This window comes from Burkholderia latens (assembly GCF_902499045.1).
Taxonomy (GTDB): Bacteria; Pseudomonadota; Gammaproteobacteria; order Burkholderiales; family Burkholderiaceae; genus Burkholderia; species Burkholderia latens.
Genome location: NZ_CABVPL010000009.1, coordinates 19183 through 33091 on the forward strand (window position 1 = coordinate 19183; position 13909 = coordinate 33091).

The window sequence follows — 13909 nt, forward strand, 5'->3', positions numbered from 1 at the left end:
GTCGTCACTTGGCGCGCCTTCTGAAGTAAGCGTATTTGAAGCCCATCACCCACAACATACCGAAATATAGTGCAGCGAACAGCACGAGGCACGCGGCCATCAGCGCAATGCGATCGAGCGGCTGCGCGCGCATGCCGGTCCAGTCGAAGCTGATCGCGCACCAGTGCATCAGGCCCGCGAGCACGAGCGCCGCGCCGACGAGCTGCACGAAGAAGCGCAGCCAGCCCGGTGACGGCTGGTAGATGCCGCGCTTGCGCAGCCCGAGGAACAACAGCAGCGAGTTCAGGCATGCGCCGACGCCGATGCTCAGCGTGAGGCCCGCATGGCCGATCAGCGGCACGAACACGTAGTTCGACAACTGCGTGACGACCAGCACGCCGACCGCGATCTTCACCGGCGTCTTGATGTCCTGCTTCGCATAGAAGCCCGGCGCGAGAATCTTGATCAGGATGATGCCGACGAGGCCGATCCCGTAGGTCGCGAGCGCGCGCGCGACCATCGTGACGGTATGCGCGTCGAACTTGCCGTAGTTGAACAGCGTCGCGGTGAGCGGCGTCGCGAAGAAGAACAGCGCGAGCGCGCTCGGCGCCGCGAGCAGGAACGTGACGCGCAGCCCCCAGTCGAGCAGCGCCGAATACTCGTGCGTATCGGCGTCGACGTGCGCCTTCGACAGGCTCGGCAGCAGGATCGTGCCGAGCGCGACGCCGAGCAGCGCGGTCGGGAATTCCATCAGGCGGTCCGCGTAGTTGATCCACGACACCGCGCCCTGCCCGAGCCGCGACGCGATGTTGGTGTTGATGATCAGCGACAGTTGCGCGACCGACACCGCGAACGTCGCGGGCACCATCTTTGCGAGCACGCGCTTCACGCCGCGATGGCGCAGCGCGCGCAGCGGGTTCAGGCCGATCAGCGGCACCATGTCGATCTTCTTCAGGCCCGGCAGTTGCACGACGAACTGCAGCACGCCGCCGACGATCACCGCCCATGCGAGCGCGAACACCGGCACCTTCAGGTGCGGCGCGACGAACACGGCCGCGGCGATGAACGCGACGTTCAGCAGCACCGGCGCGAACGCGGGCAGCGAGAAACTCTTGTACGTGTTGAGCACGCCGGACGCGAGCGTCGTCAGCGAGATGAACACGATGTACGGGAACATGATCCGCGTCATCGTGACCGCGAGCGGGAACGCCTGCCCGTCGGCATGCAGGCCGGACGCGACCGCGAACACGACCCACGACGCGCCGGCGATCCCGGCGACCGACAGCACGGCGAGTGCCCACGCGAGCACGGTCGACATCGCGTCGACGAGCGCCTTGGTCGCGTCGTGCCCCTGCTGGTTCTTGAACTCGGCGAGGATCGGCACGAACGCCTGCGAAAACGCGCCCTCGGCGGACAGGCGGCGCAGCAGGTTCGGAATGCGGAAGGCGACGTAGAACGCGTCGGTGTATTGACTGGCGCCGAACGCACGGGCGATCAGCGTCTCGCGGGCCAGTCCGGTCACGCGCGACAGCAGCGTGAAGCCGCTGACCGTCAGCAGGGCTCGGAATAGATTCATGGGGCGCTTATTATACGGACGTTGCGTGCCCCGGCACGGACGGGTGCCGAAAAGCGCGCGCGCCGCCGACGCCCCCCGTCCGGCCGATATCACGTCGAACTTGCCACGCGCTTGATTTTGTTGCTATAATCGCCGGTTTCTGAGCCTGTTACATGCACGGCGCCTGTCGTTTTCATGTCTCGGCCTCGGTTAAAATCACCGTTTTTTTATGCGCCCCTGGGCAATCGTTCTCAGGGGACGGATCGAAAAGCAGCGCTTGGCCGTCAGGCTCCAAGCTCTGGAAACAGGACAGGATAAGGAACCGTCATGGCTAACTCCGCACAAGCACGCAAGCGCGCCCGCCAAGCCGCGAAGGCAAATTCGCACAACTCGGCGCTGCGCTCGAAATTCCGTACCGCGATCAAGTCGGTTCGCAAGGCTGTTGAAGCCGGCGACCAGGCAAAGGCTGCCGAGCTGTTCAAGGCTGCCGTGAAGACGATCGACACGATCGCCGACAAGAAGATCGTGCACAAGAACAAGGCCGCTCGCAGCAAGAGCCGCCTGGCCGCAGCCGTCAAGGGCCTGCAGGCAGCAGCGTAAATCCGGTGTGCCCGCTTCGGCGGGTGCTCCTGTTTCCTGCAATCACGAAAAAGCCCGCCTAGGCGGGCTTTTTCGTATCCATCTTTCGCGCATCATCGTGCCGGACGAGCATCGGGCGAGGCCGCATCATGCGCGCTCGCCCGCCGGGCTCACTTCTTGTCGTTGTAGTCCGGCAACTCGCATGCCTCGGTGACGACCAGGTTGTTGTCCTTCGCGAAATTCAGCACGAAATCGAATGCCATCGGCTCGATGTCGCGCAGCCTCGAATCGAGGATCACGCATTTCAGGTCGCCGAGCATCGTCGGGCGCACGTACAGCGAATATTTGAGGCGCGCGTTCGGACCGCTCGCACCCGGCCCGAAGCAGGCCATCACGCCGGCCAGACGCTCCGACCAGTCGCTCGGGCGAAACTTTTTCCCGTCTTTCGTGATGCCCTGGATGAAGAATTCGGTCGGAGGGGTTTCAGCCATGTGGTTACCCAAGTGACGGCCCGGCGATGTCCAGGCGACGGCGCCTGGGTACGCGAACACAAAGCTGGAATGGACAGCGGCAGACGCGCTTCGATATCCCGAAAACAGGCCGTCGACGCGTGCCGCCGGCGCGCCGCACCGGATTTGTGCAGCGCACGGCTTGTGTCCGGCAGAGCGCGAAAAGGCTTGCCTGCCGGGCTGGAGAAAACTTTCGAATTATACCGCAGCGCGGCATCGCGCGTCGTCCCGCGGCCGCTCTTCCCGCGCGCGCGGCCGCCCGTCAAGCTCGCTCCCCGCTTCGCCGCGCGGCTCGTCAAAGCACGGAAAATCCTTTATGCTGCTTTGAGTTATCCACATCCGACGGCGGCGCCGTCCGGCCCCGCTGCCGGTCCCGACCCGCCGTATTTCGTTTCATGACCGCCAAAACCATTCGTCACTACCTGCAGTTCAAGGATTTCTCGCTGGAAGACTACGAGTACGTGCTCGAACGCACGGGTATCCTGAAGCGCAAGTTCAAGAACTACGAGACCTATCACCCGCTGCACGACCGCACGCTCGCGATGATCTTCGAGAAGAGCTCGACGCGCACGCGCCTGTCGTTCGAGGCCGGGATCTTCCAGCTCGGCGGCCACGCGGTGTTCATGAGCACGCGCGACACGCAGCTCGGCCGCGGCGAGCCCGTCGAGGATTCCGCGCAGGTCATCTCGCGGATGGTCGACATCATCATGATCCGCACGTTCGAGCAGGACGTGATCACGCGCTTCGCACAGAACTCGCGCGTGCCGGTGATCAACGGCCTGACGAACGAATATCACCCGTGCCAGGTGCTCGCCGACATCTTCACGTACTACGAGCACCGCGGCCCGATCGCCGGCAAGACGGTCGCGTGGGTCGGCGATGCGAATAACATGCTGTACACGTGGATCGAGGCCGCGCAGATCCTCGGCTTCAAGCTGCGCCTGTCGACGCCGCCGGGCTACGCGCTCGACATGAAGCTCGTGTCGCCGGACAGCGCGCCGTTCTACGAAGTGTTCGACGATCCGAACGAAGCGTGCAAGGGCGCCGACCTCGTGACCACCGACGTGTGGACGAGCATGGGCTTCGAAGCCGAGAACGAAGCGCGCAAGCAGGCGTTTGCCGACTGGTGCGTCGACGAGGAAATGATGGGTCACGCGAACCCGGACGCGCTCTTCATGCACTGCCTGCCCGCGCACCGCGGCGAGGAAGTGACGGCCGGCGTGATCGACGGCCCGCAGAGCGTCGTGTGGGACGAAGCGGAAAACCGCCTGCACGTGCAGAAGGCGCTGATGGAGTTCCTGCTGCTCGGCCGTCTGAAGCACTGATCACCGCGCGCGCCGCCTGCATGCGGGCGTATGCGAAAAAAAGCGCCGATCGTCGATCGGCGCTTTTCGTTTGTGCCGCTGAAGCCGGTGCGGGGAGCCGGGTTACATGCACACAGGCTCGGGCTCCAGTTCGACGCCGAACCGCGCTCGCACGTCGCCCTGGATCGCCCGCGCGAGCGCCAATACGTCGGCGCCCGTCGCGCCGCCGCGATTCACCAGCACGAGCGCCTGTCGGTCGTGCACGGCCGCCGCGCCGAGCGCGCGCCCCTTCCAGCCGCACTGATCGATCAGCCAGCCGGCCGCGAGCTTCACGTGCCCGTCCGGCTGCGGATACGACACGACGTCCGGCACGCGCTCGCGCAGCGCATCGAACTGCGCGGCGTCGATCACCGGATTCTTGAAGAAGCTGCCGGCATTGCCGAGCACGAGCGGATCGGGCAGCTTCGCGCGGCGGATCGCGACGACCGCGTCGAACACGTCGCGCGGCGTCGCCGCGTCAGGCGCGATACCGCGCGCGTCGAGCTCGCGCGTGACGTCCGCATAGCCGAGCCGCGGCGTCCATTGCTTCGGCAGCCGGAACGTCACCGCGACGATCGCGAAGCGGCCGCGCCCTTCCCGCTTGAAGAAGCTGTCGCGATAGCCGAATGCGCAGCGCGCCGCATCGAAACGTTCGCTGCGCCCCGTCGCGAGTTCGACCGCGACCAGCGAATCGAAGTACGTCTTCATCTCGAGGCCGTACGCGCCGATGTTCTGGATCGGCGCGGCGCCGACGGTGCCCGGAATCAGCGCGAGATTCTCGAGGCCCGGCATCCCATGCTCGAGCGTCCATGCAACGAACTCATGCCAGTTTTCGCCGCCGCCGGCCTCGACGTACCACGCGTCGTCGTCCTCGCGAACGACGCGGCGGCCGGCGATCTCGTCGAGCAGCACGACGCCGTCGAAATCGCGCGTGAACACGACGTTGCTGCCGCCGCCGAGCACGAGCCGCGGCAGCGACGCGACGCGCTGGTCTCGATGCAGCGCCTCGAACTGCGCCGCCTGCGTGACGCGCGCGGCAAAGCGCGCGTTCGCGGCAATGCCGAACGTATTGTGCGCGGCGAGCGGATGGTCGGGGAGCAGCGACAGGGCGGAATCGTCAGGAGGCATCGGCATTCGCGGTCACGTCCGCCGGGCGGGCACGCGGCCGGCCTTGGGCAAACGGAGGGGCATCGGTAAAATGGCAAACAGTCCGCAATTATAGCGAGTGCCCGCGCGCGAGCCGGGCGCCCGCACCTCAAGGGAGAATGCCATGCCATCGTTCGACGTCGTTTCCGAAGCGAACATGATCGAAGTGAAGAACGCCATCGAGCAGTCGAACAAGGAAATTTCGACGCGCTTCGACTTCAAGGGCTCCGACGCGCGCGTCGAGCAGAAGGAGCGCGAGCTGACGCTGTTCGCCGACGACGATTTCAAGCTCGGCCAGGTCAAGGACGTGCTGATCAACAAGCTCGCGAAGCGCAACGTCGACGTGCGCTTCCTCGACTACGGCAAGGTCGAGAAGATCGGCGGCGACAAGGTCAAGCAGGTCGTCACCGTGAAGAAGGGCGTGACGGGCGACCTCGCGAAGAAGATCGTCAGGCTCGTGAAAGACAGCAAGATCAAGGTGCAGGCGAGCATCCAGGGCGACGCGGTGCGCGTGGCCGGCACCAAGCGCGACGACCTGCAAAGCGTGATCGCGATGCTGCGCAAGGACGTGACCGACACCCCGCTCGACTTCAACAACTTCCGCGACTGATCGACCCGCGTCGATCGAGCGGCCGGTCGAGCGGCCGCTCGCGCCGCCGGTCGCGCCCTCGATCGGTCATCCCGCGCTGCCGGGCCGCGCAGGCGGCGGCGCCCCGGCGGCCGGGTCATGCAGCGGCGCCTTTCTCAAGCCTTCCCGCCGTCCTGCGCGCCGCCGTCGGCCGCCGCCTTCTTCTTGTCGCCGATCCGGCTCTCCTGCCCCGCCAGCAGCTTCGAGATGTTGCCGCGGTGACGCCACACGAGCAGCATGCTCATCGCGAGCACGGCCCATGCGATCGGATTGTGGCCGGTGCCGAACAGGAACACGTCGAACACCGGTGCGAACACGGCGGCGACCAGCGCCGCGAGCGACGAATAGCGGAAGAAGAACGCGACGATCAGCCAGGTCAGCGCGGTCGCGAGGCCGAGCACCGGATGTACGGCGAGCAGCACGCCGGCCGCGGTCGCGACGCCCTTGCCGCCCTGGAAGCGGAAGAACACCGGATACAGGTGGCCGAGGAACACGGCGATCGCGACCCATGCGACGGCAACGTCGGACAGCCCGAAGTGCCGCGCGAGCCACACGGCGAGCCAGCCCTTGAACGCGTCGCCGACGAGCGTCAGGATCGCGGCCTTCTTGTTGCCGCTGCGCAGCACGTTGGTCGCGCCGGGATTCTTCGACCCGTACGAACGGGGATCGGCCAGGCCCATCGCGGCGCTGACGACGACGGCGAACGACACCGAACCGATCAGGTAGGCAACAACTGCGGCGAGCAGGATCTGCATGCGGAGAACTCTTCTTTCAACGTATCGGTGAAGGGGCGGCCGGGCGCGGCATCCCGGCCGGTTGCGGCGGGCGCCGCCGCGACGAACCGCCGGCTGGCCGTGACGGCCGGCCGCGCGGGCCGACCGGCCGAAACGGCGCCCATTCTACCGAACGGGCGCGGCCTGCCACGAAGGTGAAACCCTCAGTCGACGCTCGCGCACTGCACGGGCGTCGCGCCGAGCAGCGTCGTGAGCACCGCGGGCGCGACGCTGACGAGATAGCCGCGGCGGCCGCCGTTCAGGTAGATCGTCGGCAATTCGAGGATCGTCGACTCCACGTACACGGGCATCGCCTTGCGCGTGCCGAACGGCGACGTGCCGCCGACCAGATAGCCGGAATGGCGGTTCGCGACGTCGGGCTTGCACGGCTCGACGCGCTTCGCGCCGATCTGCCGTGCGAGATTCTTGGTCGAGACCGTGCGGTCGCCGTGCATCAGCACGATCAGCGGCTTCGCGTGCTCGTCTTCCATCACGAGCGTCTTCACGACGCAGTGTTCGTCGACGCCGAGCTGGCGCGCGGACTCGCCGGTGCCGCCGTGCTCGACGTAATCGTACGGATGCTCGCCGAACGCGACGCCGTGGCGGCGCAGCAGCTGGGTCGCGGGTGTCTCGGACACGTGTCTGGATTTGCTCATGGCGGCATTTTAATGGCGAACGACCGGCGGGCGGCCACGATCGCGCGGTCGTGCACCGCGCGGTGTTCGCGGCAGCCGGCTGCGCGGGCGGTATACTCGCGGCCCTCTTTGCCGCGCGGGCTCGCGTCCTTCATCGCGACGCGCGGCTCCATCATCGTTGCGGACATCGCGAAGCGCTATTGCCCGATTGGCCGATTGTGGCGCGCGCGCCGTCATGGCACGATCGTTCGCAAATCGCGCCGCGCCGTTGCCCGGCCCTTCTTCTGGAGACGCCATGACCGCCCCTGCCCGCTCAGCCACGCCGCTCGACGTCGCGGCGCTTCTTGCCGCATTGCCCGGCCGCATCGCCGACGTGCCCGCCCGCCGGGCCGCGCATGCACCGGCGTATCCGGCGCTGATCGAGGACGCGCGCCGGCTGTCGTACGGAGAACTCGCGCAGGCCGTCGACACGGCCGCCGAACGGCTCACGCACCTCGGCGTGCGCGGCGGCGATCGCGTGATGATCGTCGCGGAAAACAGCATCGCGCAGATCGTGCTGCTGTTCGCGGCCGCGCGCGTCGACGCATGGGCGCTCATGTCGAATGCGCGGCTGTCGGCCGGTGAGCTCGATGCGATCGCCGCACATGCGCGCCCGAAGCTGATCGCCTTCGCGACGGAAGCGTCGCCCGATGCGCGTGCGCACGCCGCGCGTTACGTCGCGACGGCAGCCGATGCGCTACCCGTCGACATCGGCGCGTGGTCGCACCACGTCGACGCAAGCGCGCCGGGCGAACCGGTCGCGGCCGACGGCGCCGCGCAATGCGCGGCGCTGATCTACACGACCGGCACGACCGGCACGCCGAAGGGCGTGATGCTGTCGCATCGCAACCTGCTGTTCATCGCGGCGACGTCGAGCGCACTGCGCCGCGTGTCGCCCGACGACGTCGTCTATACGGTGCTGCCGGTGTCGCACGTGTACGGGCTTGCATCGGTGTGCCTCGGCAGCCTGTACGCGGGCGCGACGCTGCGGCTCGCGCCGCGCTTCTCGCCGGAGGCCGTGCGCGTCGCGCTCGCCGACGAAGGCGTGACGATCTTCCAGGGCGTGCCCGCGATGCATGCGAAGCTGCTCGAGCACCTGCACACGCACGCGCATGCATGGCGTGCGCCGCGGCTGCGCTTCGCGTATTCGGGCGGCTCGCCGCTCGATGCCGACCTGAAGGCGCGCGTCGAACGCGTGTACGGCGTACCGCTGCACAACGGCTACGGAATGACCGAAAGCAGCCCGACGATCACGCAAACGCCGCTCGACGCACCGCGAACCGACTGCTCGGTCGGCGTGCCGATCCCCGGCGTGGAGATGCGGATCGTCGCACCGGACGGCACCGACGTGCCGCGCGGCGAAGTCGGCGAAATCCGCGTGCGCGGGCCGAACGTGATGATCGGCTACTACCGCAACGCCGAGGCGACGCGCGCGGCCGTGTCGCCGGACGGCTGGCTCGCCACCGGCGATCTCGCGCGGCAGGACGCCGACGGCTCGGTGACGATCGCGGGCCGCAGCAAGGAACTGATCATCCGCTCGGGCTTCAACGTGTATCCGGTCGAGGTCGAACAGGTGCTGAACGCGCACGCGGACGTCGTGCAGGCGGCCGTCGTCGGCCGTGCGGTCGAGGGCAACGAGGAAGTGCTCGCGTTCGTCGAGCTGGTGCCGGGCGCGACGGCGACGGAGGCGACGCTCCACGCGTGGTGCGCGGAACGGCTCGCGCCTTACAAGCGTCCTGCGCGCATCCGCGTGCTCGACGCGCTGCCGGCCGCATCGACCGGCAAGGTGCTGAAGCACAAGTTGCGCGAGCTCGTGTAACGCGCGGCGCCGGCGGCGGCCTCGTCGTGCGCAAGCCGGCGCACGCGCCGCGTGAACCTACCCGCGCGGGTGATGCTGCGCGTGCAGCGTCTTCAACCGTTCGCGCGCGACGTGCGTGTAGATCTGCGTGGTCGAGATGTCGCTGTGGCCGAGCAGCAGTTGCACGACGCGCAGGTCGGCGCCGTGATTCAGCAGGTGCGTCGCGAACGCGTGCCGCAGCGTATGCGGCGACAGGTGCGCACGCACGTCGGCCTCGCGTGCGTGGCGCTTGATGATGTTCCAGAACTGCTGGCGCGTCATCCCGTCGCCGCGCGCGGTCACGAACAGCGCGTCGGCCGCGCGCGCGCCGAGCAGCGCGGGCCGCGCGTCGCGCAAATAGCGCTCGATCCAGCCGTGCGCGACTTCGCCGAACGGCACGAGCCGTTCCTTCGAGCCCTTGCCCATCACGCGCACGACGCCTTCGTTGAGCCCGACCTCGACCGTCTTCAGCGTGACGAGCTCGCTCACGCGCAGTCCGCTCGCATACATCAGCTCCAGCATCGTCCGATCGCGCAGGCCGAGCGGCGTCGCGACGTCGGGCGCGCCGAGCAGCGCCTCGACCTGCGCCTCCGACAGCGTCGACGGGAACCGCGCGCCCTGTTTCGCCGACGTGATCCGCAGCGTCGGATCCGCGTTCGCGCGATGCTCGCGCACGGCCCAGCCGTAATAGCGGCGAAACACCGACAGCCGCCGGTTCGACGACGTCGCCTTGCCGTCGCTGCGCGCGGCGATGTAGCCGGTCACCATCGCTTCGTCGGCCGAGTCGAGCGGCGCGTCGTGCGTCGCGGCCAGCCATTGCGAAAACAGCACCAGATCGCGCCGGTACGCATCGAGCGTGTTGCGCGCGAGCCCGTGCTCGAGCCAGAGCGCGTCGCAGAACACGTCGATCGACGCACGGCTCGCGATGAGCGCGGGCGACGACGCGGTCGTGTGGTCCGCCGCGTCGGCCGCGTCGGCCACGGGACGGGGATCGGAATCGGGGGACAGCAACGGTTCGCTCATTTGTACGGCACACCCTCGTGCGCGAGCAGCCAGCGCTTCACTTTCTGGTAATAGCCACCGTCGTCGTGGTTGGCGAAGCCCCCGAGGCCGCCCGCCGCGACGACGCGGTGGCATGGAATCACGAGCGGGAAATAGTTCGCGCCGCACGCCTGGCCGACCGCGCGCGGCGCGCTGCCGATGCGCTTCGCGACCTGCCCGTACGTCAGCACGGTGCCCGGCGGAATGTCGCTGATCACGTCCCACACGCGATGCTGGAACGCGCTGCCGACGTCGGCGAGCGGCAGGTCGAAGCGCGCCGACGCGCGCTCGAAATACCGTTCGATCTGCTCGACCGCGCGCTTCGCGAGCGGCGAATCGGGCTCGACCGACCGGGCCGATTCGGGCAGATAGACGATCTCGCGCACCACCGCGCCGTCGGTCCGAATGCCGACCTTGCCGAACGGCGCGTCGATGACTGCGTTGAACATGAGGTTCTCCTTACCGGTGAAACGTGCGGCGCCGCCGACACTTTACGCCGCCTTCACGCGGCACGCAGCGCCCATTCGACATGCTCGCGCACGACCGGCGAAGGATCGTCGGCGCGCGCGCGCAACGCGGCGACGATCGCGCCGCGCGCATCCGGCGCGAGCCGATCGGCCGGCGCGCGCAGCGCATTGCCGAGCCCGACCGCGAGATTGCGCAGCCAGCTTTCATGGCCGATGCGCCGGATCGCGCTGCCCTGCATCCGCGTGTCGAACGTGTCGGCATCCCAGCCGAACAGCTCGACGAGCGTCGCGCGATCGAGCCCGTGCCGCACGTCGAAATCGGCGACCGGCGCGGCCTGCGCGAACTTGTTCCACGGACACACGAGCTGGCAGTCGTCGCAGCCGTACACGCGGTTGCCGATCAGCGGCCGCAGCGGTTCGGGAATGCTGCCCTTCAGTTCGATCGTCAGATACGAGATGCAGCGGCGCGCGTCGACGCGATACGGTTCGACGATCGCGCCGGTCGGGCACGCGTCGATGCAGCGCGTGCAGCTGCCGCAGTGCGCGCCGGGCGCCTCGGGCGCGGTGTCGGGCGCCGTTTGCGCATCGGTCGGCAGCGGAATGTCGACGTAGATCTCGCCGAGGAAGAACAGCGAGCCCGCGTCGCGCTGCAGCAGCAACGTGTGCTTGCCGCGCCAGCCGACGCCGGCTTTCTGCGCGAGCTCGACCTCGAGCACCGGCGCCGAATCGGTGAACACGCGGTAGCCGAAGCCGCCGATCTCGCGCTCGATGCGCTCGGCGAGCGTCTGCAGCCGGTTGCGCAGCACCTTGTGATAGTCGCGGCCGCGTGCGTAGATCGACACGACGGCCGCCTGCGGATCGTCGACGCGCGCCCGCTCGCGTGCGCGCCAGTCGTGCGGCACGAGCGCGCCGGACGACACAGCGACCGCGTCGGCGGCGAGCGTTTCGGCCGGCAGATACGCGAGCCGCGCGGAAATCACGCGTCGCGTACCGGCCACAAGTTCGGCCGGCCGCGCGCGTTTCATCCCGTGTTTGGCCATATAATCCATTTCGCCGTGGTACCCGGCTTCCAGCCAGGCGGCGAGGCCCGCTTCGGCATCCGAGAGATCGGTATCGCTGATGCCGATTGCCCCGAAACCCAATTCGCGCCCCCACGCCCTGATGCGAGCGGCGAGCGCGGTCAACGTCGCATCATCGAGCGCGCACGGCGCCGCGCCTTCGGCACGAGTCGAAGGGGTGTCGGATGCGGCGAGTTCCGGTAATCGGTTCATCGCACTATTTTACGAGAATGCCAGCCACGTCCCATACGCGTCATGCCGACACGCTGCCTGCCCCGCTCGCGGAACGCGTGATCGCGCTCGCCGACGAAGCGGCGACCGAAGCCTTCGGCACCCGCTTCGCGCACGCGCTCGATGCGGCGCGCACCGCACTCGCCCGCGCGCACGCGTTCGACGGGCTGCAGATCCAGCTGCTCGGCGATCTCGGTGCGGGCAAGACGACTCTCGTGCGCGCGATCCTGCGCGGCCTCGGCCATGCGGGGCGCGTGCGCAGTCCGACCTACACGCTGGTCGAACCGTATGCGTTCGCACGCGACGACGGGGAACTCGAGGTCTATCACTTCGATCTGTACCGATTCAACGATCCGGCCGAATGGTCCGATGCAGGCTTTCGCGAATATTTCAATTCCAGCGCGATCTGTCTCGTCGAATGGCCGCAACAGGCGGGCGCCCTGCTCGGCGTGCCCGATCTGGTTTTCTCGCTCGACGTGGACGGCGACGGCCGCGCCCTCACCGTCCGGGCGTACAGCGCTTCAGGAAAGGCATGTCTCGAAAGATGTTGATCAAACCGTTCCGCTCGATCGAATCGGCGGCCACCGCGACGCACAACTGGCGGCGCCGCCAGATCCTGCGCGCGGGCGCGTCGACGCTGGTGCTCGGCCTCGCCGCGCCGCGCCTCGCGCATGCGTCGTCGGTGCTCGGCGTGCGCGTGTGGCCCGCCCGCGATTACACGCGCGTCACGATCGAATCCGACCAGCCGCTGCAGAATAGCCAACAGCTGTTGCAGGCGCCCGACCGGCTCGTCGTCGACCTGACCGGCCTCGAGCTCGACCAGGCGCTGCGCGACCTCGTGTCGAAGATCGCGCCGAACGATCCGCAGATCCAGTCGGTGCGCGTCGGCCAGTATCAGCCGCACGTCGTGCGGATGGTGTTCGACCTGAAGGGTTCGGTGAAGCCGCAGGTGTTCACGCTGCCGCCGGTGGGCACCTACAAGTACCGGCTCGTGTTCGACCTGTATCCGGCCGTCGCGCCCGATCCGCTGACCGACCTGATCGCGCAGACGGAGCGCAAGGAACAGGCGCTCAACGACACCGCGCGCGCGCAGCAGATGCAGCCGCCGACCGCGCTCGCGGGCCCGGCCACGCCGCCGCCTTCCGCGGCCGACAACAGCGACGCGTTCTTCCAGCGCTTCGCGCAGAACACGCCGGCGACCCCGTCCACGCCGCGCACGCCGCCGGCCGCGGCCACGCCGTCGGCGCCCGCGAAGCCGGCCGTGAAGCCGCCGCCCGTCATCGCGCGCCGCGACGACAGCGACGACGACGGCGACACCTACAAGTTCACCGCGCCGAAGTCCGGCAAGAGCGGCACCGTGCGCCTGCTGACGGTCGCGATCGATCCGGGCCACGGCGGCGAGGATCCCGGTGCGATCGGCGGCGGCGGCACGTATGAAAAGCACATCGCGCTCGACATCGCGAAGAAGCTGCGCGCGAAGATCGACGGCGCGCCGAACATGCGCGCGATGATGACGCGCGACGCCGACTTCTTCGTGCCGCTGAACGTGCGCGTGCAGAAGGCGCGCCGCGTCGGCGCCGACCTGTTCGTGTCGATTCACGCAGATGCGTTCACGACGCCGTCCGCGCGCGGCTCGTCGGTGTTCGCGCTGTCGGATCACGGTGCGTCGAGCGCGGCCGCGCGCTGGCTCGCGAACAAGGAAAACGCGTCCGACCTGATCGGCGGCATCAACATCAAGACGCAGGACGCGGCCGTGAGCCGCGCGCTGTTCGACATGTCGACGACCGCGCAGATCCGCGATTCGCTGCGCTACGGCAACTACGTGCTGAAGGAAGTCGGCGGCATCAACAAGCTGCACAAGGGCTCGGTCGAGCAGGCCGGGTTCGCGGTGCTGAAGGCGCCCGACATTCCGTCGATCCTCGTCGAGACCGCGTTCATCAGCAATCCGGACGAAGAGCGCCGGCTCAACGACGACAGCTATCGCGACGAAATGGCCGACGCGATCTTCCGCGGCATCAAGCGCTACTTCGCCGCGAATCCGCCGCTCGCGAAGAACCGGATGGCCTGACGGCCGCGCGCGCGACCACCC

The 13909-nt window shown here is 68.1% G+C and carries 15 protein-coding genes; 6 read left to right on the forward strand and 9 right to left on the reverse strand.

All coding sequences use genetic code 11. The features are described from left to right. Positions 1–4: 4 nt before the first annotated feature. Entirely contained in the window at positions 5–1555 is a 1551-nt protein-coding gene (murJ, locus tag BSE24067_RS09145) for a murein biosynthesis integral membrane protein MurJ (RefSeq protein WP_151066041.1), read from the reverse strand. A gap of 306 nt (positions 1556–1861) precedes the next feature. On the opposite strand from murJ, the gene rpsT reads away from it, so the two are divergent. After that, positions 1862–2134, forward strand: coding sequence for a 30S ribosomal protein S20 (gene rpsT / locus BSE24067_RS09150; RefSeq protein WP_006482211.1), 273 nt, complete (start codon positions 1862–1864; stop codon positions 2132–2134). Between the two features lie 149 nt (positions 2135–2283). Here the strand turns inward: rpsT and BSE24067_RS09155 are convergent, their stop codons facing one another. Then, complete coding sequence (locus BSE24067_RS09155) at positions 2284–2604, reverse strand: DUF3579 domain-containing protein (protein ID WP_011885815.1); 321 nt, start codon at positions 2602–2604, stop codon at positions 2284–2286. Positions 2605–3017: 413 nt separating this feature from the next. Between BSE24067_RS09155 and argF the strand changes: the two genes are divergently transcribed. Continuing rightward, positions 3018–3947: an ornithine carbamoyltransferase gene (gene argF, locus BSE24067_RS09160; protein WP_006482207.1), complete on the forward strand. Its 930-nt coding sequence runs from the start codon at positions 3018–3020 to the stop codon at positions 3945–3947. A gap of 102 nt (positions 3948–4049) precedes the next feature. Here argF and murB read toward each other — a convergent pair whose 3' ends face one another. After that, entirely contained in the window at positions 4050–5099 is a 1050-nt protein-coding gene (murB, locus tag BSE24067_RS09165; protein WP_151066040.1) for a UDP-N-acetylmuramate dehydrogenase, read from the reverse strand. Between the two features lie 136 nt (positions 5100–5235). On the opposite strand from murB, the gene BSE24067_RS09170 reads away from it, so the two are divergent. Next, positions 5236–5721, forward strand: a complete 486-nt coding sequence (locus tag BSE24067_RS09170) for a YajQ family cyclic di-GMP-binding protein (protein WP_014896235.1) — start codon at positions 5236–5238, stop codon at positions 5719–5721. A 134-nt stretch (positions 5722–5855) separates the two neighbouring features. On the opposite strand, the gene plsY is transcribed toward BSE24067_RS09170, so the two are convergent. The 3 genes from plsY to BSE24067_RS09185 form a co-directional block, all read right to left on the reverse strand. Then, on the reverse strand, positions 5856–6494 hold the full coding sequence (gene plsY / locus BSE24067_RS09175; protein ID WP_151066039.1) for a glycerol-3-phosphate 1-O-acyltransferase PlsY: 639 nt from the start codon (positions 6492–6494) through the stop codon (positions 5856–5858). Positions 6495–6676: 182 nt separating this feature from the next. Next, the gene (locus tag BSE24067_RS09180) at positions 6677–7168 is read right to left on the reverse strand and encodes an aminoacyl-tRNA deacylase (RefSeq protein WP_151066038.1); all 492 of its coding nucleotides are present in this window, start codon (positions 7166–7168) and stop codon (positions 6677–6679) included. Then, positions 7165–7335 carry a hypothetical protein gene (locus BSE24067_RS09185; protein ID WP_170297509.1) on the reverse strand — a complete coding sequence of 57 codons (171 nt, stop codon included), beginning with the start codon at positions 7333–7335 and terminating at the stop codon, positions 7165–7167. Before BSE24067_RS09185 ends, BSE24067_RS09180 begins: the two co-directional genes overlap by 4 nt. A gap of 107 nt (positions 7336–7442) precedes the next feature. Here BSE24067_RS09185 and BSE24067_RS09190 point away from each other — a divergent pair, with 107 nt between their 5' ends. Beyond that, positions 7443–9005 carry a class I adenylate-forming enzyme family protein gene (locus BSE24067_RS09190; protein ID WP_151066037.1) on the forward strand — a complete coding sequence of 521 codons (1563 nt, stop codon included), beginning with the start codon at positions 7443–7445 and terminating at the stop codon, positions 9003–9005. A gap of 57 nt (positions 9006–9062) precedes the next feature. On the opposite strand, the gene xerD is transcribed toward BSE24067_RS09190, so the two are convergent. From xerD to queG, 3 genes are read right to left on the reverse strand one after another with little or no spacing between them, the layout of a single operon-like run. Then, the gene (gene xerD / locus BSE24067_RS09195; RefSeq protein ID WP_151066036.1) at positions 9063–10046 is read right to left on the reverse strand and encodes a site-specific tyrosine recombinase XerD; all 984 of its coding nucleotides are present in this window, start codon (positions 10044–10046) and stop codon (positions 9063–9065) included. Next, positions 10043–10513, reverse strand: a complete 471-nt coding sequence (locus tag BSE24067_RS09200) for a methylated-DNA--[protein]-cysteine S-methyltransferase (protein WP_151066035.1) — start codon at positions 10511–10513, stop codon at positions 10043–10045. Before BSE24067_RS09200 ends, xerD begins: the two co-directional genes overlap by 4 nt. Positions 10514–10566: 53 nt before the next feature. Next, on the reverse strand, positions 10567–11802 hold the full coding sequence (gene queG / locus BSE24067_RS09205) for a tRNA epoxyqueuosine(34) reductase QueG (RefSeq protein WP_151066034.1): 1236 nt from the start codon (positions 11800–11802) through the stop codon (positions 10567–10569). A gap of 17 nt (positions 11803–11819) precedes the next feature. Here queG and tsaE point away from each other — a divergent pair, with 17 nt between their 5' ends. After that, positions 11820–12371: a tRNA (adenosine(37)-N6)-threonylcarbamoyltransferase complex ATPase subunit type 1 TsaE gene (tsaE, locus tag BSE24067_RS09210; protein WP_151066033.1), complete on the forward strand. Its 552-nt coding sequence runs from the start codon at positions 11820–11822 to the stop codon at positions 12369–12371. After that, positions 12353–13888, forward strand: a complete 1536-nt coding sequence (locus tag BSE24067_RS09215) for an N-acetylmuramoyl-L-alanine amidase (protein ID WP_151066032.1) — start codon at positions 12353–12355, stop codon at positions 13886–13888. Before tsaE ends, BSE24067_RS09215 begins: the two co-directional genes overlap by 19 nt. Positions 13889–13909: the final 21 nt, after the last annotated feature.

Excerpts from the sequence above, each read along its gene's own strand:
- murJ (WP_151066041.1), bottom strand. The coding sequence starts at position 1,555 with ATGAATCTATTCCGAGCCCTGCTGACGGTCAGCGGCTTCACGCTGCTG.
- rpsT (WP_006482211.1), top strand. The coding sequence starts at position 1,862 with ATGGCTAACTCCGCACAAGCACGCAAGCGCGCCCGCCAAGCCGCGAAG.
- BSE24067_RS09155 (WP_011885815.1), bottom strand. The coding sequence starts at position 2,604 with ATGGCTGAAACCCCTCCGACCGAATTCTTCATCCAGGGCATCACGAAA.
- argF (WP_006482207.1), top strand. The coding sequence starts at position 3,018 with ATGACCGCCAAAACCATTCGTCACTACCTGCAGTTCAAGGATTTCTCG.
- murB (WP_151066040.1), bottom strand. The coding sequence starts at position 5,099 with ATGCCGATGCCTCCTGACGATTCCGCCCTGTCGCTGCTCCCCGACCAT.
- BSE24067_RS09170 (WP_014896235.1), top strand. The coding sequence starts at position 5,236 with ATGCCATCGTTCGACGTCGTTTCCGAAGCGAACATGATCGAAGTGAAG.
- plsY (WP_151066039.1), bottom strand. The coding sequence starts at position 6,494 with ATGCAGATCCTGCTCGCCGCAGTTGTTGCCTACCTGATCGGTTCGGTG.
- BSE24067_RS09180 (WP_151066038.1), bottom strand. The coding sequence starts at position 7,168 with ATGAGCAAATCCAGACACGTGTCCGAGACACCCGCGACCCAGCTGCTG.
- BSE24067_RS09185 (WP_170297509.1), bottom strand. The coding sequence starts at position 7,335 with ATGTCCGCAACGATGATGGAGCCGCGCGTCGCGATGAAGGACGCGAGC.
- BSE24067_RS09190 (WP_151066037.1), top strand. The coding sequence starts at position 7,443 with ATGACCGCCCCTGCCCGCTCAGCCACGCCGCTCGACGTCGCGGCGCTT.
- xerD (WP_151066036.1), bottom strand. The coding sequence starts at position 10,046 with ATGAGCGAACCGTTGCTGTCCCCCGATTCCGATCCCCGTCCCGTGGCC.
- BSE24067_RS09200 (WP_151066035.1), bottom strand. The coding sequence starts at position 10,513 with ATGTTCAACGCAGTCATCGACGCGCCGTTCGGCAAGGTCGGCATTCGG.
- queG (WP_151066034.1), bottom strand. The coding sequence starts at position 11,802 with ATGAACCGATTACCGGAACTCGCCGCATCCGACACCCCTTCGACTCGT.
- tsaE (WP_151066033.1), top strand. The coding sequence starts at position 11,820 with ATGCCAGCCACGTCCCATACGCGTCATGCCGACACGCTGCCTGCCCCG.
- BSE24067_RS09215 (WP_151066032.1), top strand. The coding sequence starts at position 12,353 with ATGTCTCGAAAGATGTTGATCAAACCGTTCCGCTCGATCGAATCGGCG.